Origin of the sequence: Phocaeicola faecium (genome assembly GCF_014837055.1) — a bacterium.
Taxonomy (GTDB): Bacteria; Bacteroidota; Bacteroidia; order Bacteroidales; family Bacteroidaceae; genus Phocaeicola; species Phocaeicola gallinarum.
Genome location: NZ_JACSPQ010000001.1, coordinates 899,365 through 925,869, shown reverse-complemented (window position 1 = coordinate 925,869; position 26,505 = coordinate 899,365). Strand labels below are relative to the sequence as shown.

Annotated in this window: 16 protein-coding genes and 2 tRNA genes; 15 read left to right on the top strand and 3 right to left on the bottom strand. The window is 44.4% G+C overall.

Annotated elements, in window-relative coordinates; translation table 11 throughout:
* Nucleotides 1-112: 112 nt before the first annotated feature.
* Nucleotides 113-185, bottom strand: a tRNA-Glu gene (locus H9626_RS04045).
* A 10-nt stretch (nucleotides 186-195) separates the two neighbouring features.
* Nucleotides 196-282 (bottom strand) — tRNA-Ser (locus H9626_RS04040).
* 162 nt (nucleotides 283-444) lie between these two features.
* Here H9626_RS04040 and H9626_RS04035 point away from each other — a divergent pair.
* The 6 genes from H9626_RS04035 to H9626_RS04010 all read left to right on the top strand — a co-directional run bounded on the left by H9626_RS04035 (nucleotide 445) and on the right by H9626_RS04010 (nucleotide 8,146).
* The gene (locus tag H9626_RS04035) at nucleotides 445-3,087 is read left to right on the top strand and encodes a valine--tRNA ligase (protein ID WP_178256904.1); all 2,643 of its coding nucleotides are present in this window, start codon (nucleotides 445-447) and stop codon (nucleotides 3,085-3,087) included.
* A gap of 31 nt (nucleotides 3,088-3,118) precedes the next feature.
* A complete protein-coding gene (locus tag H9626_RS04030; RefSeq protein ID WP_178256905.1) occupies nucleotides 3,119-3,862 on the top strand; it encodes a polyprenol monophosphomannose synthase in 744 nt (247 codons plus the stop codon).
* A gap of 94 nt (nucleotides 3,863-3,956) precedes the next feature.
* The gene (locus H9626_RS04025; protein ID WP_191709642.1) at nucleotides 3,957-5,291 is read left to right on the top strand and encodes a dihydroorotase; all 1,335 of its coding nucleotides are present in this window, start codon (nucleotides 3,957-3,959) and stop codon (nucleotides 5,289-5,291) included.
* 11 nt (nucleotides 5,292-5,302) lie between these two features.
* A complete protein-coding gene (locus H9626_RS04020; RefSeq protein ID WP_191709641.1) occupies nucleotides 5,303-6,202 on the top strand; it encodes a vitamin B12 dependent-methionine synthase activation domain-containing protein in 900 nt (299 codons plus the stop codon).
* A gap of 31 nt (nucleotides 6,203-6,233) precedes the next feature.
* Nucleotides 6,234-7,388, top strand: coding sequence for a metallophosphoesterase (locus H9626_RS04015; RefSeq protein WP_178256908.1), 1,155 nt, complete (start codon nucleotides 6,234-6,236; stop codon nucleotides 7,386-7,388).
* A 26-nt stretch (nucleotides 7,389-7,414) separates the two neighbouring features.
* Nucleotides 7,415-8,146 (top strand): lysophospholipid acyltransferase family protein, encoded by a 732-nt coding sequence (locus tag H9626_RS04010; protein ID WP_178256909.1) that lies wholly within the window; start codon nucleotides 7,415-7,417, stop codon nucleotides 8,144-8,146.
* A 173-nt stretch (nucleotides 8,147-8,319) separates the two neighbouring features.
* Here the strand turns inward: H9626_RS04010 and H9626_RS04005 are convergent, their stop codons facing one another.
* Complete coding sequence (locus tag H9626_RS04005; protein ID WP_178256910.1) at nucleotides 8,320-9,018, bottom strand: DUF4369 domain-containing protein; 699 nt, start codon at nucleotides 9,016-9,018, stop codon at nucleotides 8,320-8,322.
* Between the two features lie 203 nt (nucleotides 9,019-9,221).
* Between H9626_RS04005 and H9626_RS04000 the strand changes: the two genes are divergently transcribed.
* From H9626_RS04000 to H9626_RS03960, 9 genes are all read left to right on the top strand, one after another.
* The gene (locus H9626_RS04000; protein WP_191709640.1) at nucleotides 9,222-11,393 is read left to right on the top strand and encodes a S46 family peptidase; all 2,172 of its coding nucleotides are present in this window, start codon (nucleotides 9,222-9,224) and stop codon (nucleotides 11,391-11,393) included.
* A gap of 16 nt (nucleotides 11,394-11,409) precedes the next feature.
* Nucleotides 11,410-13,578 carry a S46 family peptidase gene (locus H9626_RS03995; protein ID WP_178256912.1) on the top strand — a complete coding sequence of 723 codons (2,169 nt, stop codon included), beginning with the start codon at nucleotides 11,410-11,412 and terminating at the stop codon, nucleotides 13,576-13,578.
* Between the two features lie 393 nt (nucleotides 13,579-13,971).
* Entirely contained in the window at nucleotides 13,972-15,771 is a 1,800-nt protein-coding gene (gene ilvD / locus H9626_RS03990; protein ID WP_191709639.1) for a dihydroxy-acid dehydratase, read from the top strand.
* Nucleotides 15,772-15,794: 23 nt separating this feature from the next.
* Entirely contained in the window at nucleotides 15,795-17,492 is a 1,698-nt protein-coding gene (ilvB, locus tag H9626_RS03985) for a biosynthetic-type acetolactate synthase large subunit (RefSeq protein ID WP_178256914.1), read from the top strand.
* 2 nt (nucleotides 17,493-17,494) lie between these two features.
* Nucleotides 17,495-18,046, top strand: a complete 552-nt coding sequence (ilvN, locus tag H9626_RS03980) for an acetolactate synthase small subunit (RefSeq protein WP_178256915.1) — start codon at nucleotides 17,495-17,497, stop codon at nucleotides 18,044-18,046.
* Between the two features lie 86 nt (nucleotides 18,047-18,132).
* Nucleotides 18,133-18,876, top strand: coding sequence for an acyl-[acyl-carrier-protein] thioesterase (locus H9626_RS03975; protein WP_191709638.1), 744 nt, complete (start codon nucleotides 18,133-18,135; stop codon nucleotides 18,874-18,876).
* 56 nt (nucleotides 18,877-18,932) lie between these two features.
* Complete coding sequence (ilvC, locus tag H9626_RS03970; RefSeq protein ID WP_178256917.1) at nucleotides 18,933-19,976, top strand: ketol-acid reductoisomerase; 1,044 nt, start codon at nucleotides 18,933-18,935, stop codon at nucleotides 19,974-19,976.
* A gap of 560 nt (nucleotides 19,977-20,536) precedes the next feature.
* On the top strand, nucleotides 20,537-21,547 hold the full coding sequence (locus tag H9626_RS03965; protein ID WP_191709637.1) for a virulence RhuM family protein/type II toxin-antitoxin system death-on-curing family toxin: 1,011 nt from the start codon (nucleotides 20,537-20,539) through the stop codon (nucleotides 21,545-21,547).
* Nucleotides 21,548-21,592: 45 nt separating this feature from the next.
* A complete protein-coding gene (locus tag H9626_RS03960; protein WP_191709636.1) occupies nucleotides 21,593-25,393 on the top strand; it encodes an N-6 DNA methylase in 3,801 nt (1,266 codons plus the stop codon).
* Nucleotides 25,394-26,505: the final 1,112 nt, after the last annotated feature.

Below are 26,505 nucleotides of genomic sequence, written 5' to 3'. Positions count from 1 at the left end.
GGGATTCGAACCCCCGGTACGGTAACCCGTACGGCAGTTTAGCAAACTGCTGGTTTCAGCCACTCACCCAAACTTCCTGTTAATGGAAAATTAACATTTTGAAATTGAAGTGTAGCGCATACGGGAATCGAACCCGTGTTTCAGCCGTGAGAGGGCCGCGTCCTAGGCCACTAGACGAAAGCGCCATGTTTTTTGCGGAAGCTGGGGGATTCGAACCCCCGGTACGGTAACCCGTACGGCAGTTTAGCAAACTGCTGGTTTCAGCCACTCACCCAAACTTCCAAAGAATTCATTTTCTCTCAAATGCGGTGCAAATGTAGGAGAACTTTTTCATTCTTGCAAACATTTACATGATTTTTTTATCGTGTTTTCTATGGATATTTATTAACTTTGCACCAATGAAAACGATAAGCATTTAACACTTAACAAGATAATAATAAAACAATGGAATTAGCAAGTAAGTACAATCCCGTTGATGTGGAGGGGAAATGGTATCAGTATTGGCTGGATAATAAACTTTTCAGTTCGAAACCCGACGGACGCGAACCGTATACCGTCGTTATTCCGCCACCCAATGTGACCGGAGTTCTTCACATGGGACACATGCTTAATAATACTATACAAGATATATTGGTGCGTCGTGCCCGTATGATGGGCAAAAACGCTTGTTGGGTTCCGGGAACCGACCATGCTTCTATCGCTACTGAGGCGAAAGTGGTAAATAAGCTTGCTCAGCAAGGTATCAAAAAAACGGATCTTACCCGCGATGAGTTTTTGAAACATGCTTGGGCGTGGACGGATGAACATGGTGGCATTATCTTGAAGCAGCTTCGGAAGTTGGGAGCGTCTTGCGACTGGGACAGAACTGCGTTTACGATGGATGAAAAACGCAGCAAAAGCGTTATCAAGGTTTTTGTCGACCTTTATAATAAAGGACTTATTTATCGCGGTGTACGCATGGTAAACTGGGACCCGAAGGCCTTGACTGCGTTGTCGGATGAAGAAGTGATTTATAAAGAAGAACATAGTAAGCTATACTACCTGCGCTACATGGTAGAGGGTGATGCTGAAGGACGTTATGCCGTAGTTGCTACTACACGTCCTGAAACGATTATGGGTGATACGGCGATGTGTATCAATCCTAATGACCCGAAAAATCAATGGTTGAAGGGTAAGAAGGTTATCGTGCCTTTGGTTAATCGCGTAATCCCGGTTATCGAAGATGATTATGTGGATATCGAGTTTGGTACAGGATGTCTGAAAGTTACTCCGGCACACGATGTAAACGACTATATGTTGGGTGAGAAACATAATCTGCCCAGTATTGATATTTTTAATGATAACGGAACTATCAGTGAGGCTGCCGGACTGTATGTGGGCATGGACCGTTTTGATGTGCGCGAGCAAATAGAGAAAGACCTTGCGGCTGCGGGATTGTTGGAAAAAGTGGAAGCCTATACCAACAAAGTTGGATGTTCAGAACGTACCAACGTGCCTATCGAGCCTAAGTTGTCCATGCAGTGGTTCTTAAAGATGAAGCATTTCGCAGATATGGCGTTGCCTCCGGTTATGAACGATGAACTGAAGTTTTATCCTCCTAAATATAAAAATACATATAAGTATTGGATGGAAAACATTAAAGACTGGTGCATCAGTCGCCAGCTTTGGTGGGGGCATCGCATCCCGGCTTATTTCCTTCCCGAAGGCGGGTTTGTTGTGGCTGAAACGCCGGAAAAAGCGCTTGAACTTGCCAAGCAGAAAACCGGACGTGAGGATATGAAGATTGAAGAACTGCGTCAGGATGACGACTGTTTGGATACTTGGTTCTCATCGTGGTTGTGGCCTATCTCTCTGTTCGACGGCATTAACAACCCCGGCAATGAAGAAATCAAATATTATTATCCTACCACCGATTTGGTTACCGGTCCTGATATTATCTTCTTCTGGGTGGCGCGTATGATTATGGCGGGTTACGAATATATGGGCGATATGCCGTTTAAGAATGTTTATTTTACCGGAATCGTGCGTGATAAGATCGGTCGTAAAATGTCTAAATCGTTGGGTAACTCGCCCGATCCGTTGGAACTGATTGATAAGTACGGAGCCGATGGTGTGCGTATGGGTATGATGCTTTGTGCGCCTGCCGGAAACGATATCTTGTTTGATGAGGCTCTTTGTGAACAAGGTCGTAACTTCAATAACAAGATATGGAATGCGTTCCGTCTGGTTAAGGGATGGCAGACTGCCGAAATAGATCAGCCGGAATATGCACGTTTGGCTACAGAATGGTTTGAAGCCATGTTGAACAAGACGATTGCCGAGGTAGAAGACCTTTTCGGAAAATATCGTTTGAGCGAAGCGTTGATGGCTGTTTACAAATTATTCTGGGATGAGTTCTCAAGCTGGTATTTGGAAATGGCGAAACCGGCTTATGGTGAGCCTATTGATAAGGTTACTTACGAAAAAACGCTCGGTTTCTTCGATACGTTGCTTAAACTTCTCCATCCGTTCATGCCTTTTATCACCGAAGAATTGTGGCAGCATATTTACGACCGCAAGGAAGGCGAAAGCATCATGACTCAGCAGTTGCCGGCTGTACAGGACGCAACGGCAGAAACCGATACTATCTTGAGTCGCTTTGAAACCGTAAAAGAAGTGGTCAGCGGTATCCGTACCATTCGTTTACAAAAGAATATAGCTCAGAAAGAGCAACTTTCACTGGAGATTGTCAATACGGGTTCGCTCGGCGAAGCATGGGGAGAAGCCATTATCACCAAACTTTGCAATCTTTCTTCGATAGAGGTGGTAACAACTAAATCTGAGGGAGCTGCTACCTTTATGGTAGGTACTACGGAATATGCTGTCCCGTTGGGCAATCTTATTAATGTTGAGGAAGAACTGAAAAAACTGGAGGCCGACCTGAAGTATCAGGAAGGATTCTTGCAGAGCGTACTGAAGAAGTTGGGTAATGAAAAATTTGTGAGCAAAGCTCCGGCAAACGTTATTGAAATGGAACGTAAGAAACAAGCCGATGCCGAGACCAAGATTGCCGCATTAAAGGAAAGCATTGCCGCATTAAAAAAATAATTTATCTAATCAGGCTAAACACAGAAACGCCATGCAAGGAAGTGATAGTATAGTCATTATTCCTACTTATAATGAAAAGGAAAATATAGAAAACATTATCCGGGCCGTATTTGGCTTGGAGAAATGTTTTCATATATTGGTTGTCGAAGATAATTCGCCCGATGGCACAGCCGATATCGTGCGTCGGTTACAGAACGAATTTCCCGAACGCTTGTTCATGATAGAGCGGAAAGGGAAGTTGGGATTGGGTACGGCTTATATCGCCGGATTCAAGTGGGCTATTGAGCGGACGTATGAATATATCTTCGAGATGGATGCCGATTTCAGCCATAACCCGAATGACCTTCCCCGTTTGTATCGGGCATGTCATGACGAAGGAGGAGATGTATCCATCGGTTCACGTTATGTAAGTGGAGTAAATGTCGTAAACTGGCCCATGGGACGTGTATTGATGTCGTACTTTGCATCGAAATACGTACGGTTCATTACGGGCATACCGATTCATGATACTACGGCGGGGTTTGTATGTTACCGTCGCTCCGTGTTACAGACTATTCCGTTAGACCAGATACGTTTCAAGGGATATGCTTTTCAGATAGAGATGAAGTTTACCGCCTATAAGTGCCGATTTAAGGTGGTAGAGGTTCCGGTTATATTTATTAATCGTGAGCTGGGCACATCGAAGATGAACAGCAGTATTTTCGGCGAAGCCGTGTTTGGAGTCATTCGTCTGAAGTGGGATAGTTGGTTCAAGAAATATCCGATAAAAAAATAAAGAAAGGGTAATGAAGAAACACTTGCTGTTACGTCGGGAAGTCTCTTCATTACCCTTTTTTAGTCTTTAATTTTCATTCTTTTTTATTTTAGACATGCTGTGTATATATAATGCGATTATAGTAAACGAAGGTAGCCGCTTTGTTGGCTCTGTACTGGTGGAAGGCGAAATAATCCGTAAGGTAATAGCGGGCGAGGGACGTCCGGCAGAGCAGTGCGACGAGTGGTTGGATGCACAAGGCTGTTACCTCATTCCCGGTGTTATAGATGATCACGTACACTTTCGCGACCCCGGACTGACGCATAAGGCTGATATGGCTACCGAAACGGCTGCTGCGGCTGCCGGTGGGGTGACATCGTTTATGGATATGCCGAATTGTAATCCGCAAACTACCACCCTTGAGGCTCTCGATAACAAGTTTGCCGATGCCGCTACCAAGTGTGTGGTAAACTATTCATTCTATTTCGGGGCGACCAACAATAACGCTGATATGCTGAGCCAGTTAGATAAAACACATGTATGCGGCGTGAAACTTTTTATGGGAGCCAGTACGGGCAATATGCTTGTTGACCGTATGGATGCTTTGCGTAAGATTTTCTCCGGGGCGGGGATGCTGATTGCCGTCCATTGCGAAGACCAGCAGGTGATTCGCCGCAACACAGAGCGTATCCGCGAACAGTATGGCGACGACCCGGATATCCGGTTCCATCCTGTTATCCGCAGTGAAGAGGCATGTTACCAGTCTTCATCGCTCGCCGTACAGTTGGCTAAAGAAACCGGTGCGCGGCTACACATTTTGCATGTCAGTACGGCTCGCGAGTTGGAGTTGTTCGAAGATAAACCGCTTTCAGAAAAGCGTATTAGTGCCGAAGCGTGTGTTTCTCATCTTTGTTTTTGCGATGAAGACTATGCCACGCTGGGAGCACGCATCAAGTGTAATCCGAGTATCAAGACGAGCGCCGATCGGGATGCGTTGCGCAAGGCGTTGTCTACCAACCTTATCGATGTAATAGCTACCGATCATGCTCCCCATCTGTTATCTGAAAAGCAGGGTGGTGCATTAAAGGCGGTGTCGGGAATGCCCTCACTCCAGTTTTCTTTGGTAAGCATGTTCGAGTTGGTTCGTGAAGGCGTGTTTACGGTAGAACAGTTGGTACAGAAAATGTGTCATGCACCTGCCGAACTGTTCCAGATTAAAAACCGTGGATACATTCGTCCCGGATATCAGGCAGACTTGGTGTTGGTTAATCCTGATAAAGAGTGGGTGCTGACGTCTGATTGTATTCAGAGCAAATGCGGATGGAGTCCGATGGAGGGCAGACACTTCCATGCGAAAGTAGAAAAAACGTTTGTAAACGGTGCGCTGGTTTATACCGATGGCAAGGTAGACCGTAGTCGCCGTGGACAGGCTTTGACGTTCGACCGTTAACAGATACCGTTATGGAAGGGAAGATTATTTACCGGATACACGAACTGACGGAATACATCAATTGGATTTATTTCTTTCATGCGTGGGGATTCCAGCCTCGTTTTGCTGCAATAGCCGATGTGCATGGATGCGATTCTTGTCGGGCAATGTGGCTGACCCAATTTCCTGAAGAAGAACGTGGTAAAGCGGCAGAGGCCATGCAACTTTATAAAGAGGCGGTCCGGATGCTGGACGGGCTGGACGAAGACTATCGGGTATATGCCGTTTATCGGTTGATGGAGGCAAATGCCGATGGGGATAATTTGTTGTTAGACGGGAAACGTTTTCCGCTGTTGCGCCAGCAGACCCGCGTTCGCCCCGACGATCCGTATCTCTGTCTGAGCGACTTCGTACGCCCGCTTTCTCATGGGACCGATACTGTGGGAGCTTTTGCCACAACCGTGGATGCGGAAATGGAAGAACTTTATGCCGATGATGATTATAAGCGTTTATTGGTAAAGACACTTGCCGAACGGCTTGCCGAGGCTGCTGCGGAGAAAACCCACGAAACCATCCGTAAAAAGATTTGGGGCTATGCTAAGGATGAGAATCTGACGATGAAACAACTCCTGCGTGAGGAGTATCAGGGGATTCGTCCGGCGGTGGGGTATCCCTCATTGCCCGATATGTCTGTATCTTTCTTGCTTGCAGAGTTGTTGGATATGGAAGGCATCGGTATCCGGCTGACGGAAAACGGAATGATGCAGCCTCATGCTTCGGTGTGCGGACTGATGTTTGCCCATCCTGCTTCGCGCTATTTTTCGGTAGGCAAGATTGACGGCGAGCAGCTTGCCGATTACGCCCGGCGGCGCGGATATTCGCTTGAGACAATGAAAAAATTTTTGGCGGGAAACATTGAGTCCGCCTCTTGAGAGAATTGAAAATCTTTTATTAGTGTGATATATGATTTTACTGAGAGTATCATTAATGTTTCTTCTCCTGCTGTTGCTGCCCGACTGGTATATCTATAAAGTATACGTACGTGGTGCGCAGCGTAAGTGGATAAAGAGGCTGTATTGGCTGCCTACCGTGTTGCTGCTGCTGGTATTGTTGGTTTTTCTGATTATCAACGAAAATTTCGGACACTATTTCGGGGTATATCTTGTGGTTACGTTATGTATTGCTGTGCCGAAACTGGTATACGTCCTTTCCAGTCTTTTGCTGCGCGGTGTCGGTAAGCTGTTCCGGTGTGCCGTTCCTCACGGCATGATTTCTTTGATTCCGGCATTGGCTGTGTTTTGTTATATTTATTACGGAGGGACAAAGGGGAAAGAAAATTTCCGGGTGAATGAAGTAACGTTTGTCTCGCCCGACCTCCCCGATGCGTTCAACGGTTATCGGATTCTGCAAATATCAGACATTCATTCCGGCAGCTGGGAGCGGAATCAGGAAGCCTTGCAAGATGCTATCCGCCTGTGTAATGAGCAGCATCCTGACTTGGCGGTGTTTACCGGCGATTTGGTGAACAGCCGTGCCGATGAAATGAAAGACTTGATGCCTGTATTCTCACAGTTGAAAGCAAAAGACGGTGTTTATTCCATCTTGGGCAATCATGATTATGCCACTTATACTCATTGGAATTCGGAAGCTGAGCGATTGGCGAATGTCGATACGCTTATCAGTCGCGAGAACCGTATGGGGTGGCAGATGTTGCTTAACGAAAATCGTATCATCCGCAGGGGAAATGATTCGATAGCGCTGGTGGGAGTGGAGAACAGCGGGAATCCGCCTTTCCCAGACCTCGGCGACTTGCCCAAAGCCTTGCGCGGAACGGATGGCATGTTTAAAGTGCTGTTGAGTCACGACCCGACCCACTGGCGGCGTGAGGTGTTGCCCAAAACAGACATTCAACTGATGTTGGCAGGGCATACCCACGAAATGCAGGTCAGTGTGTTCGGATTTTCGCCTTCCCAATTCATTTATCCTGAGCATTGCGGAATGTATCTGGAAGGCAAGCGCGGACTTTATGTCAATATAGGTTTGGGCTACGTACTGTTCCCGATGCGCTTGGGGGCATGGCCTGAAATCACAGTCATCACTTTACAGAAAGAAAAATAATTGTTTATCATCACAAAAACTGATTTATGAGATATTTGTATATTGTTTACCAAATTTGTATCGGATTACCTATCTTTATCGTTCTTACGTTGCTTACCGCTCTCACCACGATGGTTGGTTGCTGGCTGGGGAACGGACACTTCTGGGGATATTATCCCGGAAAAATCTGGTCGCAACTGACGTGCCTTGTTTTCTTGTTGCCGGTAAAGGTCGAAGGGCGCGAAAATATCGACCATCATACCTCGTATGTTTTCCTTGCCAATCATCAGGGAGCGTTTGATATCTTCCTGATTTACGGCTTCTTGGGGAGGAACTTCAAGTGGATGATGAAGAAAAGTCTGCGCAAGATTCCGTTTGTGGGAAAAGCGTGCGAGTCGGCAGGTTTCATCTTCGTCGACAAGTCGAATCCGCGTTCGATGTATAAAACCATCAAGTATGCCGAACGGGTGCTGACCAACGGTACTTCACTCATGGTTTTCCCCGAAGGACGCCGCACGTTTACGGGTAAGATGAACGAATTTAAAAAAGGAGCTTTTTTCATTGCCGACCAGCTTCAAATGCCTGTCGTGCCGATGACGATAAACGGTTCGTTCGAAATATTTCCCCGTACCGGAAAACTCCTGTCGCGTCATCCGCTGACGCTTACCATTCATAAACCCATCTATCCGATAGGGAAGAAGGGTACGGAAAATCTCGAAATGCTGATGGAAGAATCGTATAAGTCGATAGCAAGCGGGTTGGACGAAAAATACAAATAAGCCGAATTCAGCGCATTATCCCAATAAAAACGCGGGGACATTTCGACAGAACGTAACGTTCGTTTCACTCGAAATGTCCCCGCATTTTTTTCTATTCGAAAGGCAGGTGGTTTCTATTCGGAAAGCTCAGTGTTTCTATGGGTAGAACCGACCGGTTCTATGGGTAGAAAAAATCAGTGAATGATACCCATCTTTTCCATGTTGCTGCGTGCGGCACTCACATAGTCTTTTACCATCGGATTATTCTTGAACGAATCGGGAGCCTTTTCTACGATTTCCTCCATCGTGGGCGTAAGAAACGGGAACGGCATGTTGCTTCCTATCCAGAAAAAGATGCCCGGCCCCAGCGCATTTTCGTAATTGTCTTGGATAAAGTTTTTGATGAGATTGTTTCGCTCTTCTTGCAGTTGGTTGCGTTTTCTTACAATTTCGTGTTGCTCCTGCGGTCCATACGTGCCGTCCATAATCATGCGGCTTTCTTCGTACTCTACTTCCGAAGCGCGGTCGTCCAGCGAGTTCTGGCTCAAAATGAAATTGTTGAAACTGTCATTCAGCGGTGTACCTTTGATGGTGATGCGCGCATTATCTATCCGGATAGAAATGTTACCCTGCTCAAGCACGATGGGGATGATTTTCTTGTCATCCATGTATAGCATCGTGAAAACTGTAGAGTCGACCTTTCCTTTCATCTTGAACAGGCCGTGTATGATTTCTGCCGAGTCTATATCAATCAGGTTATCGCCCGTCGGTACTTTGATAAAAAGCATCTTGCCGTCAAGCGTAGAGACGGAAGAAGAGCCCTCTATTTTATACTTTTTACTGCAAGAGGCGCATAGAACAGCACACAACAGGAAAAAACAAAATCTAAACATGTAAATCTCCTTTTGAATTTTACACAGCAAAGGTATAATCTTTCGGTTAGGGTAGGAAAAAAATTATCATAAATTAAACTATATAGAGGATTATTACTGATTTACGGGGGAATGTTCTTTTTTTTACTATTTTTGCAGTTCAGACAGGTCGTAGCGTGTGGCCTGACGGATTATTTTAATAGACTCATGTAAAAAATAAAGCAATGAAAAAACTGAAAGTATTAGCACTCGCATTGATTTGTGCAGCCTTCACTCCGGCAAAGGCGGACGAGGGTATGTGGTTACTCCAGCTTATGCAGGAACAAAACCTTGCCGAGCGCATGAAAGCGCAAGGGTTGGCAATGGATATTGCCGATATTTATAGTCCGGACCATGTGACGTTGAAAGATGCAATAGGTATATTCGGACGCGGATGTACGGGCGAAATCATTTCGCCGAACGGATTGATTCTGACAAACCATCATTGTGGTTACGATGCCATCCAGCAGCACAGCTCGGTTGAGCATGATTACCTTACCGACGGATTTTGGGCAAAAAGCTATGCGGAAGAGTTGCCTACTCCGGGGTTGACATTCAAGTTTGTAGAACGCATTGTGGATGTTACCGACAAGGTGAACGAGGATATCAAAAAAGGAAAGGTTACCGAAGCCGAATCATTCGGCAGCAAGTATCTGAAAAAACTTGCCGACGAGGGACTGAAGAAGAGCGACCTGAAGGGCAAACCGGGCATTTCTACCCAAGCGCTTCCGTTCTACGAGGGCAATAAATATTATTTGTTTTTCATTAAAACGTACAGCGACGTGCGCATGGTGGCTGCCCCGCCTTCATCCATCGGTAAGTTTGGCGGCGAAACGGATAACTGGATGTGGCCCCGGCATACGTGCGACTTCTCTGTGTTCCGTATCTATGCCGATAAAAACGGTAACCCGGCAGAATATAGTCCTGAGAACGTTCCTCTCAAAGTGAAAAAACATCTTGCCATCTCGCTGAAAGGGTTGCAGGAAGGCGATTATGCCATGATTATGGGATTCCCCGGCAGTACAAGCCGTTACCTTACCGAGAGCGAAGTGCGCTTGCGTATGGAGGGTACGAATATCCCCCGCATTGCCGTGCGCGAGGCACGTCAGGCTGTGTTGCGTAAAGAAATGGCTGCCAGCGATAAAGTGCGCATCCAGTATGCCAGCAAGTTTGCATCGTCAAGCAACTACTGGAAAAACTCCATCGGTATGAATAAAGCCATCATCGATAATAAGGTGTTGGAGGCGAAGGCAGAGCAGGAAGTAAAATTCCTTGAGTTTGCCAACAGTAAAAACAACGATGCGTATGCAAAGGTGGTGGGGCAGATTGATGCTTATGTAGACCGCGTATTGCCGATTCGTACCCAGTTGACTTACTTTGCGGAAACGTTCCGTAACGGTATCGAATTTTCGTTGGCTTCTAAAGTGTCGGTTTTGAGCGACTTGGGTGTGGCTTTGGAAAAGAACAAAAAGAAAGACATCGAAAAGGCGATAGCCGACTTGAAAGAGGCTTACGCCGAAATCCATAACAAGGATTACGACCACGAGGTAGACCGCAAGGTGGCTAAGGTATTGCTGCCGCTGTACGCCGGAAGTGTGCCGGCAGAAGCATTGCCCGGATTCTACAAAACCATCCAGACCGAGTTTAAGGGCGATTACAATGCTTACGTAGACGCTTTGTATGACAACAGCATCTTTGCCAATGAGAAAAATTTCAATGCCTTCATCGCTAATCCTACCTGGGAAGCCATCGACAAAGACCTGTCGGCACAATATGCAAACGCGGTAAGCGATATGTATAAGGAGTTGACCAACAAGCTGGATGAGGCAAACGGCGATATCAATCTGTTGCATAAAACTTATGTTCGCGGACTGTGCGAAATGTATGCTCCCACGCCGAAAGCTCCGGATGCAAACTTCACTATCCGTCTTACGTATGGAAACGTGAAATCGTATGACCCGAAAGACGGTGTTCACTATAAATATTATACCACACTGAAAGGGGTAATGGAAAAAGAAGACCCGAACAATCCGGAATTCGTAGTGCCTGCTAAGTTGAAAGAACTTTATGCTACCAAGAATTACGGACGTTATGCTCTGCCTAACGGCGAAATGCCTGCTTGCTTCCTGACTACGAACGATATTACGGGCGGTAACTCCGGTTCGCCGGTGATGAATGGCGACGGTGAGTTGATCGGAGCAGCTTTCGACGGCAACTGGGAGTCTCTTTCAGGTGATATCAATTTCGACAATAACCTTCAGCGTTGCATCGCGGTGGATATTCGTTACGTGTTGTTCATCATCGAGAAGTTGGGCGGCTGTAAGAATTTGATTGACGAAATGACGATTGTAGAATAAAATAATCACACTCAGTATGAAAAAAGCGATTTTATTGTGCTCTTTGCTGGGCTCGTTGGCGGTCTCTACGGCGCGTGCCGATGAAGGCATGTGGATGCTGACCGACCTGAAGCAGCAAAATGCGGCGGCAATGCGTGAGCTGGGACTGGATATCGGTATCGACCAGATATATTGCCCCGACAGCATCAGCCTGAAAGATGCCGTTGTCCACTTCGGAGGCGGCTGTACGGGCGAAGTCATTTCGGCAGAAGGTTTGGTGCTCACCAACCATCACTGCGGGTATAAATACATCCAGCAACACAGCTCGGTGGAACATGATTACCTGACGGATGGCTTTTGGGCTATGAACCGCTCGCAGGAGCTTCCTTGCAGCGGGCTTACGGTGACGTTTATCGACCGTATCCTTGACGTGACAGATTACGTGCGCGAACAGTTGGCTAAAGACGAAGACCCGGAAGGGTTGAACTATCTGTCTCCGTCGTACCTGTCTACGGTGGCATCGCGTTTTGCCGAACAGGAAAACATTGCTGTCGATACGTTTACTGTTCTCGAACTGAAGCCGTTTTACGGTGCCAACAAATACTATCTGTTTGTGAAGACCGTTTATAAGGATGTGCGCATGGTAGGAGCTCCTCCTTCTTCTATCGGAAAATTCGGAGCCGATACGGATAACTGGATGTGGCCCCGTCACTGCGGCGACTTTTCTATCTTCCGTATTTATGCGTCGAAAGACGGAAAACCGGCAGAATACAGTGCCGATAATGTTCCGCTGCGCGTAAAGAAACACATCGCCATCAACCTGCGGGGTGTGAAAGAGGGCGACTTTACTTTCGTCATGGGATTCCCCGGACGCAACTGGCGTTATATGATAAGCGATGAAGTGGAAGAACGTATGCAAACCACCAACTTCATGCGCGACACCGTGCGCGGAGTGCGTTTGCGCGTGTTGGGTGAGGAGATGAGCAAAGATGACAAAACCCGCATCCAGTATGCTGCCAAGTATGCTTCGTCTGCCAATTATTGGAAAAACGCCATTGGCATGAACGAGGGACTGGTACGGCTGAAGGTGTTGAATACGAAGAAAAAACAGCAGGAGAGCTTGCTTGAGTTCGGACGCGAGACTGGTAATGATGATTACCTTAAAGCATACGAAACCATTAAAGACATCGTGGCAAAACGTCGGGATGCGGTTTATCACCAGCAAGCCATCTATGAAGCGCTGATGTTGGGTACGGAGTTTTCTGAAATCCCCAATACCGATAACCTTTTGGAGGCTTTGCAGCAGAAAAACAAAAAAGCGATAGCCGAAGAAACCCAACAGCTCCGCGAGGCAGGAAAGAAATTCTTCAATAAAGATTACAGTCCGTCGGTAGACTGCAAGGTGTCGAAACAGCTTATTGCGCTTTATGCCCGTTTGATACCGGCTGCGCAACGCATCAGTGTGTTCCGTCTGATTGACGATAAATATCAGGGCAGTACCGATGCGTTTGTAGACGCTTGTTTCACCCGTTCCATTTTCAGCAGTGCCGAAGCGTTGGAGAAATTCTTGAAACGCCCTGCTGCGGAAACGTTGGAAAATGACCCGATGGTAATCTACGCCAAGTCGGTAAAAGAAGGATATCAGGCTACGAGCGACGCTATGAAGGCTGAAACGAACGCCTACAACCTTGCCCATAAAACGTGGGTGGCAGGTATGTTGGAACTGCGTCGCCGACAGGGGAAAGCTATTTATCCGGATGCCAACTCTACGTTGCGTCTGACTTACGGTAAAATAGGCTCGTACGAACCTGTTGACGGTGTGGAGTATTTATATTACACTACCTTAAAAGGCGTGATGGAAAAAGAAGACCCCGATAATCCGGAGTTTGTAGTGCCCGCTAAGCTGAAAGAACTTTACGAAAAGAAAGATTATGGCGAGTATGCGATGCCCGATGGCAGAATGCCGGTTTGCTTTGCTACGGCAACCGACAATACCGGAGGTAATTCGGGTTCGCCGGTGTTTAATGCGAAAGGTGAACTTATCGGTACCGGCTTCGACCGCAACTACGAAGGGCTGACAGGCGATATCGCTTATAATCCCCAGTTGCAACGCGCCGCTTGTGTTGACATTCGCTACACATTATTTATTATAGACAAATATGCCGGAGCGCGTCATCTGATAGACGAAATGACGATTATCCGTTAAGACAAAAACAGATATCATCTTGATATGCCTGCCCGCCTGCCTGCATCTTGCAGAAGGCGGGCAGGCTTTTTTATGATGAGCTTATTGATAAACTGACAATAAAAACAAATGAATACTTACGAATATTAGTTTATTCGAAAAAAAAGTGTCAATTTATTTGTTTATAATAAAAAAGACTTTACCTTTGCATTTGTAAAACAAAACAGATATTTAATTATGACATCAACTCATACATTGGCAAACTTGGCAGTCCTGCATATTATTATTCGCGTCGTGGTGATGACACCAAGAGGTGAGGAAGTTTCGCGTATGTAGTTGTGAAATAAAGATATGTATGAAAGCCTTTCTCACCGATGATGAGAGAGGCTTTTTAATTGAAAAAGAGAGAAAGAGATGAAACATCAGTTACGCAGTTCGATGAGTACGGAAGGTCGCCGCATGGCAGGTGCAAGAGCCTTGTGGGTGGCAAACGGAATGAAGAAAGAAATGATGGGTAAACCGATTATAGCTGTGGTAAACTCGTTTACGCAGTTTGTTCCCGGACATACGCATCTGCACGAAATCGGTCAGCAGGTAAAAGCCGAAATAGAAAAGTTAGGCTGCTTTGCCGCAGAGTTTAACACCATAGCCATCGACGATGGCATTGCGATGGGCCATGACGGTATGCTGTATTCGTTGCCCTCACGCGACCTGATTGCCGACAGTGTGGAGTACATGGTCAATGCCCATAAAGCCGATGCGATGGTGTGTATCTCTAATTGCGATAAAATCACGCCGGGGATGCTGATGGCTGCCATGCGTTTGAATATCCCTACGGTGTTCGTGTCGGGAGGCCCGATGGAGGCTGGCGAATGGAACGGACAGCATCTTGACCTTATTGATGCGATGATAAAGTCGGCAGACCCCACGGTGAGCGATGCCGATGTTGCCGAAATCGAACGTCATGCCTGTCCCGGATGCGGAAGCTGTTCGGGCATGTTTACAGCCAATTCGATGAACTGTCTGAATGAGGCTATCGGGTTGGCATTGCCGGGAAACGGAACGGTGGTGGCTACTCATATTAATCGGAAACAGCTCTTTAAAGATGCGGCTGCACTGATAGTAAAAAATGCCTTTAAGTATTACGAAGAAGGCGATGACAGCGTACTTCCGCGAAGCATAGCCACTCGTCAGGCTTTCTTGAATGCCATGACGCTGGATATAGCGATGGGAGGGTCGACTAACACGGTGCTTCATCTTCTGGCGATAGCCCATGAAGCGGAAGTTGATTTTAAGATGGACGACATTGACATGCTGTCACGCCGTGTTCCTTGCCTCTGTAAGGTAGCTCCCAATACACAGAAATACCACATTCAGGATGTGAACCGCGCAGGAGGTATCCTGAACATCTTGGGCGAGTTGGCAAAAGGCGGACTGCTCGATACGTCGGTTCACCGTGTAGATGGTACTACACTGGCAGAGGCCATTACCCGATACGATGTTTGTAAACCGGAGGTGGATGCAGAGGCTTTGCGTATTTACACCAGCGCTCCGGGCGGGAAGTTCAATATCGCCCTCGGTTCGCAGAATAATGTTTATCGGGAACTGGATACCGACCGTGCGACAGGATGTATCCGTGACCTGCAACATGCGTACAGCAAAGACGGCGGACTGGCTGTGTTGAAGGGAAATATAGCTCAAGACGGCTGTGTGGTGAAAACCGCAGGCGTAGACGAAAGCATCTGGAAGTTTGCTGGTCCGGCTAAGGTGTTCGACTCTCAGGAAGCTGCCTGTGAAGGTATCTTGGGAGGAAAGGTAGTGAGCGGCGATGTAGTGGTGATTACTCACGAAGGCCCCAAAGGAGGTCCGGGAATGCAGGAAATGTTATATCCTACATCGTATATCAAATCGAAACATTTGGGTAAAGAATGTGCATTGATAACCGACGGACGTTTTAGCGGAGGAACTTCGGGACTGAGCATCGGGCATATTTCCCCTGAAGCGGCAGCAGGCGGAAACATCGGAAAGATAATAGACGGAGACATTATAGAAATAGATATTCCCAACCGTACCATCAATGTGCGGCTGAGCGATGAAGAGCTGGCTGCCCGTCCGATGGCTCCGCTGACTCGAAACCGGGAAGTATCGAAAGCCTTACGCGCTTATGCCAGCATGGTAAGCTCGGCAGACAAGGGTGGGGTGAGAATCGTATAGTAAATCTTCATTAAAGTAAGAATATGTCGAAAGAAAAAATAACAGGGTCGGAAGCATTGATGCGTTCGCTGGAACACGAGGGGGTAAAAACCATCTTCGGTTATCCGGGCGGAGCTATCATGCCGGTGTTTGATGCACTTTACGACCATCGGAATAAATTAAATCATATATTGGTGCGTCACGAACAGGGAGCTGCACATGCTGCTCAGGGATTTGCCCGGGTTTCGGGGGAAGTCGGCGTTTGCTTGGTAACAAGTGGGCCGGGAGCCACGAATACGATAACGGGCGTTGCCGATGCCATGATAGACAGCACACCGATTGTGGTGATTGCCGGACAGGTGGGAGCCGGATTGTTGGGCACGGATGCGTTTCAGGAGGTAGACCTTGTGGGTATTACACAGCCTATTTCGAAATGGAGCTATCAGATTCGCCGTGCCGAGGATGTGGCGTGGGCGGTATCACGTGCGTTTTATATAGCGAGGAGCGGACGTCCCGGACCGGTTGTCCTTGATTTTGCCAAGAATGCCCAACAGGAACTTACTGAGTTTGAACCGATGAAGGTGGATTTCATCCGCAGTTATGACCCCGACCCTGAAACCGACCCGAAGGCAGTAGCCGAGGCGGTTGCGCTGATTAATGAAGCCAAGAGGCCGTTGGCGCTGGTTGGTCAGGGGGTAGAGTTGGGAAATGCGCAAGCCGAACTTCGTGCCTTTATTGAAAAGGCGGATATTCCTTGCGGGTGTACGCTGTTGGGACTTTCCGCGTTGCCAACGGAGCATCCTTTAAATAAAGGTATGTTGGGTATGCATGGCAACTTGGGACCGAATGTGAAAACCAACGAGTGTGATGTGTTGATAGCCGTGGGTATGCGCTTCGACGACCGGGTAACAGGAAAGTTGGATACCTATGCAAAACAGGCGAAAGTTATTCATCTGGATGTTGACCCGTCGGAAATAGGAAAGAATGTGGCGGTAGATGTACCGGTTTTGGGCAACTGTAAACGTACATTGGCTTTGCTTACCGAATTAATCCAGCATCAAGAGCATAAAGAGTGGATTGACAGTTTCAAGACGTACGAAGAAAAAGAGTATGCTGCGGTTATCGAGAAAGAAGTGTTCCCTAAAGAAGGTCCTTTGAACATGGGAGAAGTGGTTCACGCCGTAAGCGAGGCAACGAACAACGAAGCCATACTGGTAACGGATGTGGGACAAAACCAGATGATGGCATGTAGGTACTTTAAATATACGAAAGAACGGAGCGTGGTAACTTCCGGCGGCATGGGAACGATGGGGTTCGGACTTCCGGCAGCCATAGGTGCTACATTCGGCCGCCCCGACCGCACGGTGTGTGTGTTTATGGGAGACGGTGGCTTGCAGATGACCATGCAAGAGCTGGGCACGGTGATGGAACAGAAAGCCCCGGTGAAGATTATCTTGCTGAATAATAATTATCTGGGCAATGTGCGCCAGTGGCAGGCTATGTTCTTCAATCGCCGTTATTCGTTTACGCCGATGATGAACCCCGACTACATGCAGATAGCAGCAGCATACGGCATCAAGTCGCGCCGCGTAATAGAACGTGCCGAGCTGAACGATGCCATCCGCGAGATGCTTGAAACCGACGGGGCATTTCTCTTGGAAGCCTGTGTAGTGGAAGAAGGAAACGTATTGCCGATGACGCCTCCGGGCAGTTCGGTTAACTATATGTTAATGGAGTGTTGATTATGGAAAACAAAACATTATATACTATTATTGTTCACTCTGAAAACCTCGCCGGTATTCTGAATCAGGTAACGGCGGTGTTTACTCGCCGGCAGTTGAACATCGAGAGCCTGAATGTTTCGGCATCGTCTATCAAGGGCGTACATAAGTACACCATTACGTGCTGGACTACGCGAGATATCATCGAAAAAGTAGTGAAACAAATTGAGAAGAAATTAGACGTTATTCAGGCGCATTATTTCACCGACAGCGAAATATTCCAGCGTGAAGTGGCAATGTATAAGGTTTCGATGCCTGAATTTCAGTCGAATCCCGAAGCCTCGAAAGTGGTCCGCCGTTACAGTGCACACATCGTAGAAGTTAATCCGGTGTTTGCCATCGTGGAACTGACGGGCATGAGCGACGATATTACCTCGCTTTATCAGGAACTGAAGGCGCTGAATTGCGTGTTGCAGTTCGTCCGTTCGGGACGTATTGCCGTGTCGACAAGCTGTTTCGAGCGTGTGAACGAATATTTGGCTCACCGTGAAGAACGCTATAAGAAAGGGCTTTAGTCCGTCCGGGCGGTTCTGCCTGTAAGTGTTTTGCGCGTTGAGGCTTTTGAATGAAGATATTTACAAACTCATAAACTCAGAAAAGAATGTCTGAAGAAAACAAAATCGGGACGTATCATTTCGTGGCTGAACCTTTCCATGTCGATTTTAACGAAAGGCTGACGATGGGGGTTTTAGGAAATCACCTGCTGAATTGCGCCGGATTCCATGCCGAGGAGCGTGGCTTCGGAATCGCCACGTTGAATGAAAACCGTTATACATGGGTGTTGTCGCGTCTGGCTGTCGAGATGGAAGAAATGCCGAAAGCGTATGAATCGTTCAGCGTTCAAACGTGGGTGGAGAACGTATACCGTTTGTTTACCGACCGCAACTTTGCCATTCTGAATGCCGATGGGAGACCGATAGGCTATGCGCGTTCGATTTGGGCGATGATTAGCATGGAAACCCGTAAGCCCGCCGATTTGCTGACCTTGCATAACGGGTCGATAACGGAGTATATCTGCGACAAAGACTGTCCGATAGCCAAACCGAGCCGGATTAAGGTTAGCGAAGACACCGTGGCGGGAGAGCATCGGGCAAAGTACAGCGACATCGACATCAACGGTCATGTAAACAGCATCAAGTACATCGAACACATCCTCGATCTCTTCCCGCTGCAAACGTTTCGCGAAAAGCGCGTACACCGTTTCGAAATGGCGTATGTAGCCGAAAGTTATTACGGCGACAAGCTGACGTTTTATCGCCAGCAGACGGGCGACAATGAGTATGACATTGAGGTCAAGAAGAACGACTCGGAAGTGGTGGTTCGCAGCAAACTGATATTTAAGTAACTAATTTAATAATTAACCGTGCAGCTTTTGGGCTGCGTAAAAAGATTGTAAAAACAATGGCACAACTGAATTTTGGCGGAGTTATCGAAAACGTAGTAACCCGCGAAGAGTTTCCTTTGGAAAAAGCACGTGAAGTATTAAAGAATGAAACGATTGCAGTTATCGGATACGGCGTACAGGGTCCGGGACAATCATTGAATTTGCGCGATAATGGTTTCAACGTAATCGTAGGTCAGCGTCAGGGCAAGACTTACGAAAAGGCAGTAGCCGACGGATGGGTGCCGGGCGAAACGCTGTTCAGCATCGAAGAGGCTTGCCAGCGCGGTACCATCATCATGTGTCTGCTTTCAGATGCAGCCGTAATCTCTGTATGGCCTACCATCAAGCCGTATCTTACTGCAGGAAAGGCTTTGTATTTCTCTCACGGATTCGCCATCACATGGAACGACCGTACGGGCGTGGTTCCTCCTACCGACATTGACGTTATCATGGTTGCCCCGAAGGGTTCGGGTACATCTTTGCGTACCATGTTCCTCGAAGGACGCGGCTTGAACTCTTCTTACGCCATCTATCAGGATGCTACGGGAAAGGCTTACGACCGCACCATCGCACTGGGTATCGGCATCGGCTCAGGCTACTTGTTTGAAACTACCTTCCAGCGCGAAGCAACTTCCGACCTTACCGGCGAACGCGGTTCGTTGATGGGAGCCATTCAAGGTTTGCTGCTGGCTCAATACGAAGTGCTTCGTGAAAACGGACATACACCATCCGAAGCATTTAACGAAACGGTGGAAGAGCTTACTCAGTCACTGATGCCGCTGTTCGCTAAAAACGGTATGGACTGGATGTACGCCAACTGTTCTACCACCGCTCAGCGCGGTGCGCTTGATTGGATGACTCCGTTCCACGATGCTATCAAACCCGTTATGCAGAAACTGTACGAAAGCGTAAAATCAGGTCACGAAGCACAGATTTCAATCGACAGCAACTCTCAGCCTGACTACCGCGAAAAGCTGAATGCCGAACTGAAAGCATTGCGCGAAAGCGAAATGTGGCAGACTGCGGTTACCGTCCGCAAGTTGCGTCCGGAAAATAACTGATACGGTTCGTTAATCCGTATATCCTCCGCCTGCAATTCATAGCCGAGTTGCAGGCGGATTTTTTTTATGCCTTTCCGAAGTCTTCTGTATCTCTTTCTTATTGAGTCTGTTAAGATTTTCGTCCGACCGAATCGGAGGCTTGGAAAACACTAACGGTTAGACCATTCATCGCTATGGGTAGAACCGGGCAACTCTTCCGCATGAAATAGGTAACGCTAACGGTAGCGTTTCAGTCCCACCGCAACCTCCATAAAGAGTATAACACAAAAAACGCAGTTGCAGAAAAAGATAGTGGTTCACTTCTTGGAAATTCAAAACATTTAAGATTAATCACTACCTTTGCAAGTAGCGTCAATCTATGTTATCGCATCCTTGTAATATGAACTGAATATGGGGGCAGAAAAGATAAACCGACTGAAAATAATATGGGTAGAGCAAGGTAAAACAGGGAAATGGTTAGCCGGGCAGTTAGGGAAAAACGAAGCAACAGTTTCATGCGGGTGCTCCGATACAGGTCAGCCGTCTTTTTTGTTTGTTGAATTTGTTTTAAGAGTTAGGGTATGAACTTGAATGATAAAATTGTAATATATCGTTCTGCTGATGGAGAAACACAGTTGGATGTTAAAATAGACAAGGAAACTGTGTGGTTGAATGTAAACCAAATGGCAGAATTATTCGGAAGGGATTCTAAAACTATTCGAAAGCATATTGATAATGCTATTCGTGAAGAATTAATGGGAGAAGTGGTTGTCGCAAAATTTGCGACAACCACTCAACACGGGGCTATGGCAGAGAAAAGCCAGACACATGATGTAAGATTCTATAATCTGGATGTGATTATATCCGTAGGTTATCGTGTAAAATCTAAAAAGGGTGTTGAATTCCGTCGTTGGGCAAACAAGGTTCTGAAAGATTATTTGGTGAAAGGCTATGCTGTCAATAAGGCTTTGACGGAGCAACGTTACACGGAACTGAAACAGTTGGTCGCCGTCTTAGGCAGGACGGTCAAGGCACAAGAAACATTGACTTCCGATGATGCCCTCAATTTGGTAGAAGTTGTTTCCGATTATGCTTATGCCCTCGATACATTGGATAAGTACGATTATCAACAACTGACGGTAGATCAGACTACGAACGAAGCAAAGTTTCATGCCACCTACGAAGGAGCCATGCAAGCTATCGAAGAACTGAAAGCCAAGTTCGGTGGAAGCCAATGGTTTGCCCATGAGAAAGACGATTCGTTCAAGAGCTCCATCGGGCAGATATACCAGACATTTGGCGGGCAAGACCTCTATCCGTCGGTAGAAGAAAAAGCCGCCATGCTGCTTTACCTCGTAACCAAGAATCATTCGTTTAGCGATGGCAACAAGCGCATAGCCGCCACGCTATTCTTATGGTTTATGGCAGGCAACGGTATCCTTTACAATCCGGACGGTACGAAACGCATAGCCGACAACACCCTTGTTGCCCTCACGCTGATGATTGCCGAAAGTCGTACGGAGGAAAAAGACATGATGGTAAAAGTGGTGGTGAATTTGATTAACAGAAACAACTGGAAGTCGGAATTATAAATCGAATTATTACCTTTATAGTAATTATTTATTAAGATAAAATTCATGATTAAACAAGATAATTTTCACAATTTATTGCAAGCAATAGGATTTGAAATGGTAGATAATTCTGTGTCTATCATATACTCCAAAAAATACGAAGAATCAGGTGCTATACTTTCTGTAGATTTCACAAATAAGCGGTTGATATATCCAGATAGATTAGAGGCTGAGCGTGAAACGACAAAGAATTTTCATCAGCCTGAGAATTTTGTTGTTTTCGAATGTGTAGCCAGTCTCTTGGAAAAAGGTTATTACCCAGAGCAAATTATTCTTGAGAAAGGGATGCCTGGAGGACATGGTGATACAGGAGGGTTCTGTGATATTATAGTGAAAGACAATAATGGTGATGAATATTTGCTGATTGAGTGTAAGACTACGGAACAAACAGAGAATGACGAATTTAATAAGGCTTGGAAATTAATGCTCCATAACGGTGGGCAATTATTCAATTATTATAATTCTTATCGAAAGGCTCAATATATTTGTCTTTATACATCCGATTGGGTAGATGGTGTATGTAAAAAGACATATCATGTTATTTCCATGTTGGATAACCAAGATTATTTGTTGTCTAATAGAAATTTGAAGAGTTTTGAGGAGGTAACAAGGAGAGGTGGAAACAGGGATGAATATTATCAAGTTTGGAAAGATACTTATCAATTGGATTATAATACAAAAGGTATTTTTGAGGAAGAAGCAGTTCCTTTCCATATAGGTAAAAAGAAATTCACTATTGATGATCTCCAAACGGTTGACGCTACTGCTATTCAAAAGAAATATAATCAATTTGCAACTATCATGCGTCAATATAATGTGTCGGGGCGTGAAAATGCTTTCGATAAGTTGGTTAATCTGTTTTTGGTTAAGATAGTAGATGAGACTCGTCATGGAAAAGAATTGCAGTTTATATGGAAAGGTGCAGCGTATGATGATTATTATAATTTTCAAGACCGATTGCAAAAGATGTATCAGATAGGTATGAAAGACTATTTGAACGAAGAAGTGACATATATAGATAATGCAACAATTGAAGAAACGTTTAAGATACAAAAGAATGATCCCGATGCTATTAAAGAAAAGATATTGGAATATTTTCGTCAATTGAAATTTTTCTCAAATAGTGATTTTGCTTTCTTGGATGTACACAATGAACAGCTATTCAATCAGAATGCGGTCATATTGAAAGAAGTGGTAAAAATGCTGCAAGATATCCGCTTAAAGACGGAAGAGCAAAATCAATTTTTAGGGGATTTGTTTGAAGGCTTTTTGGACCAAGGTGTAAAGCAAAGTGAAGGACAATATTTTACTCCTACTCCTATTGTGCGTTTTTTGGTTTCTTCTTTACCGCTTGAAAGCATCATTAGGGATAGTACTAGTATTCCTAAAGTAATAGATTATGCTTGCGGTGCCGGGCATTTCTTAAATGAATATGCTCAGCAAATAAGATCATTTGTTAAGCAATATAAAGGAGATGAGGTGACTGAATATTATAAGGAGATATTTGGCATAGAGAAAGAATATCGTCTGTCTAAAGTAGCTAAAGTTTCTTCTTTTATGTATGGGCAGGAAGGGATTAATATCATTTATGCAGATGCATTATCTAATAAGGTAGGTCTTAAGGAGGCATCTTTTTCTGTTTTGATTGCTAACCCACCTTATAGTGTAAAAGGGTTTTTGGAAACTTTGAGTCTAGAGGAAAGAGAAAAATATGAGTTAAGCTCAGAAGTAAATGATTTGGCAAAGAACAACAGCATTGAAACATTCTTTATAGAACGAGCTAAGCAGTTGCTAAGTCCAGGGGGAGTTGCCGCCATTATTTTGCCTTCAAGCGTATTGAGCAATGGCAATATTTATATCAAGTGTCGTGAGATTCTTCTGAAATATTTTAATATAGTTTCCATTGTGGAAATGGGGAGTGGAACATTTGGCAAAACAGGTACTAATACGGTAACTTTATTTCTGCGTCGTAAAAGTGAAAATCCGGCTTTGGCAGTACACTATAAATATCGGGTAGATGCATGGTTTATGGGCAATACTACCCATGATGAACGGTATGCAGACCTTGATTTATTGGAACGGTATTGTGAGCGAATCGGAGTAAGTGTAGAAGATTATAAAACTCTGTTTTCTTCCACTCCCAATGAATCTTTACTTGGAATAGACTTGTTTAAAGATTACATTGACAAGTTCAAGAATGATTCTCGTGCTAAGAAAATTAAGACAAAACGCATCACGTCCAAATATACGGAAGAAATGCGTAAAGTGGAATTACGTTCATATATCATTAGTAGTATAAAAGCAATAGAAAAGGAAAAACTATATTTCTTCTTGTTGGCAATGAGTAATCAGCAACCGGTGGTCATTGTTAAAAGCCCCTCAAAAACCGCTGGAATAAAAAAGTTCTTAGGATATGAATGGAGCAGTAGCAAAGGAAATGAAGGTATTAAATACATAGGCGTAAGTGATGCAGATGAAGACAATGAATTGGATCGGAATAAAGGCATTGCCCAAATACAGACACCTTTGTTCGACCCTGCCGATCTGCATAATGAAAATAAAATCAATATGATTATCCGTCATAATTTTCTTGGGGAAGAATTAAATATAAGTGCTGAATGTGAGGAGTATGTATCAATTAATAATTTTGCTGATTTGATTGATTTCTCTCGAGTGGAGTTTGATAAGGTAATAAAAACTTCTATTAATAGGGAAATTAAAGTTCAAAGTAAATATGAGCTTTTAAAATTGAAAGATACGGCTTTGATCCAAAAAGGACAATCAATAACTTCTGCTGAATGCAAAGAGGGAAAAATAAAAGTCGTTGCTGGTGGAATAAATTATGCTGGTTATCACAATGAGGCTAATAGGGAAGCGAATGTTATCACAATTAGTGCTTCTGGAGCTAATGCGGGATTTGTAAATTTATGGAAAGAACCAATATTTGCATCTGATTGTACTACAGTTGTTGGTAAGAATGATATAGAAACTTTTTTTATTTACAATTTTCTTAAAAGCATTCAGCATCAAATTTTTTATTTGCAAAAAGGTTCTGCACAACCTCATGTATATCCGAAAGATATAGAACGAATACCAATACCTAAAGTTCCAGAGGATATTATAAATAGAATTGTAAATGAATGCAACCAAGTAGATGAAGAATATGACATCGCCATATCACAAATTGATATTATGAATCAGAAGATTAACGATATCATTCTGCCTGTTTTTAGCTTGTATGAACATAAAAGGCTCGAAACATTATGCTCGTCTTTTGAATATGGTACTTCTTCCAAATCTTTACCTACTGGTAAGGTAGCTGTAGTGCGAATGGGAAATATACAGAACGGAAGGATTGTTTGGGATGACGTTGTATATTCCAACGATCCAGATGATATTGCGCAATATATGTTACATGAAAATGATGTTTTGTTTAATAGAACTAATAGTCCTGTTCATGTAGGCAAGTCTGCTATATATACAGGTGATAGACCTGCCATATTTGCCGGCTATTTAATTCGTGTAAATTATAAGAAAGACTTGCTTAATCCTAAGTATCTTAATTATATACTCAATAGTAAACCTATTCGTGAACATGGTTTTTCGGTTATGTCAAAATCAATAAATCAAGCTAATATCAGTGCTGGATTATTAAAACAATATGAAATACCTGTACCTTCGTTAGAACAACAAAATGTTATTGTTGCTCAAATAGAAGAGTATGAGGCAGATATAGATAAGGCGCAGTCTGTGATTGATGGCTATGGTAACAGAAAGAACGCTATTATTGATAGATATCTGAAATAAATAATGGCAGGAAATATGGATGAATCAAAAATACTGATAACAAATTATCCGAATGTTTATCAACACCTAACTTTAGAGCGGATTAATAATAAACAAGAAACAATTGAGGTTCGATTCGGATATGATTTTAAAATCAATCGTTCTGCGATGTTTTTGCAAATGACAAGAGATTTGATAACAGCATTATTGTCATTTGATAAAATCTATATTGAAGGGAATAGTATATGGAATATTATTCCCATTTTAGGATGTAATGGTCTTAAAGAATTGTTACGGTTACATATATTATATATAATCCCCGATCAAGATTTAAATCCCGTTGTAATCACAGAGAATAACATTTGCAAATATGATTTCTTTTCATATATTTTAGGAAAAGAAGAAATAAATGAGAGTAATATTCATAGGTGGAGTTACGTTGAAAATATACTGAATCAATACAAATTTGATGAACAAGAAAAGAGAATAATACTTTATCTTATTGATGAGAATAGCGTGAATTTAAGAGATGAAAAGGAAGTAAAAAGGAAGATTAAAGAAGAAGTTAAGTGGGACATTAAAAATCTCGAATCTATTTTTAATCCCAATTTTTGCCGTATACGATATGATGGAGAAAAAGAATATTATGTTCCAGACTTAATACGTTTACAAGAGCTTAATAAGTCAGTGATTTTAGCGTCAATGCTGAATATTGATAATATAAAAATGGATGCTGCAATAAATGAGTTAATGCTCCGAAAGACGGCTTCTGCATTTAGTAAAGATATTCATGTTGGAACAGATGCTCTGATACGAATTGAACAACAAAAAGGATTTCCTGATCTTGGTGAATTATTTGTAAAAGGAATTATCGGCTTAAATGATATCCTTAAATTAAGGAATGATTTTCAAGGGAAGATTTTTCGTTATTGGATGCAGAAATCTGATTATGAAGAACAATTGATGCAACAGGAAATTATGAATTCTGTTCAGAATATTTTGGGGGCTAAATGTATAAATCCAATAAGATTTATTGGTACGAACTTAATAGGCTTGTTTGGTTTTATACCAGGTATAGTTGCATCAGCCTTTGATAGTTTTATTCTTGATAAGATATTAAAGGGATGGCATCC

What these genes read in the sequence shown, in the direction of transcription:
- H9626_RS04025 (WP_191709642.1), top strand. Translation starts at nt 3,957, where the DNA reads ATGCTGTGTATATATAATGCGATTATAGTAAACGAAGGTAGCCGCTTT.
- H9626_RS04015 (WP_178256908.1), top strand. Translation starts at nt 6,234, where the DNA reads ATGATTTTACTGAGAGTATCATTAATGTTTCTTCTCCTGCTGTTGCTG.
- ilvN (WP_178256915.1), top strand. Translation starts at nt 17,495, where the DNA reads ATGGAAAACAAAACATTATATACTATTATTGTTCACTCTGAAAACCTC.
- H9626_RS04035 (WP_178256904.1), top strand. Translation starts at nt 445, where the DNA reads ATGGAATTAGCAAGTAAGTACAATCCCGTTGATGTGGAGGGGAAATGG.
- H9626_RS04030 (WP_178256905.1), top strand. Translation starts at nt 3,119, where the DNA reads ATGCAAGGAAGTGATAGTATAGTCATTATTCCTACTTATAATGAAAAG.
- ilvC (WP_178256917.1), top strand. Translation starts at nt 18,933, where the DNA reads ATGGCACAACTGAATTTTGGCGGAGTTATCGAAAACGTAGTAACCCGC.
- H9626_RS04010 (WP_178256909.1), top strand. Translation starts at nt 7,415, where the DNA reads ATGAGATATTTGTATATTGTTTACCAAATTTGTATCGGATTACCTATC.
- ilvD (WP_191709639.1), top strand. Translation starts at nt 13,972, where the DNA reads ATGAAACATCAGTTACGCAGTTCGATGAGTACGGAAGGTCGCCGCATG.
- H9626_RS04000 (WP_191709640.1), top strand. Translation starts at nt 9,222, where the DNA reads ATGAAAAAACTGAAAGTATTAGCACTCGCATTGATTTGTGCAGCCTTC.
- H9626_RS04020 (WP_191709641.1), top strand. Translation starts at nt 5,303, where the DNA reads ATGGAAGGGAAGATTATTTACCGGATACACGAACTGACGGAATACATC.
- H9626_RS03975 (WP_191709638.1), top strand. Translation starts at nt 18,133, where the DNA reads ATGTCTGAAGAAAACAAAATCGGGACGTATCATTTCGTGGCTGAACCT.
- ilvB (WP_178256914.1), top strand. Translation starts at nt 15,795, where the DNA reads ATGTCGAAAGAAAAAATAACAGGGTCGGAAGCATTGATGCGTTCGCTG.
- H9626_RS03960 (WP_191709636.1), top strand. Translation starts at nt 21,593, where the DNA reads ATGATTAAACAAGATAATTTTCACAATTTATTGCAAGCAATAGGATTT.
- H9626_RS03965 (WP_191709637.1), top strand. Translation starts at nt 20,537, where the DNA reads ATGAACTTGAATGATAAAATTGTAATATATCGTTCTGCTGATGGAGAA.
- H9626_RS04005 (WP_178256910.1), bottom strand. Translation starts at nt 9,018, where the DNA reads ATGTTTAGATTTTGTTTTTTCCTGTTGTGTGCTGTTCTATGCGCCTCT.
- H9626_RS03995 (WP_178256912.1), top strand. Translation starts at nt 11,410, where the DNA reads ATGAAAAAAGCGATTTTATTGTGCTCTTTGCTGGGCTCGTTGGCGGTC.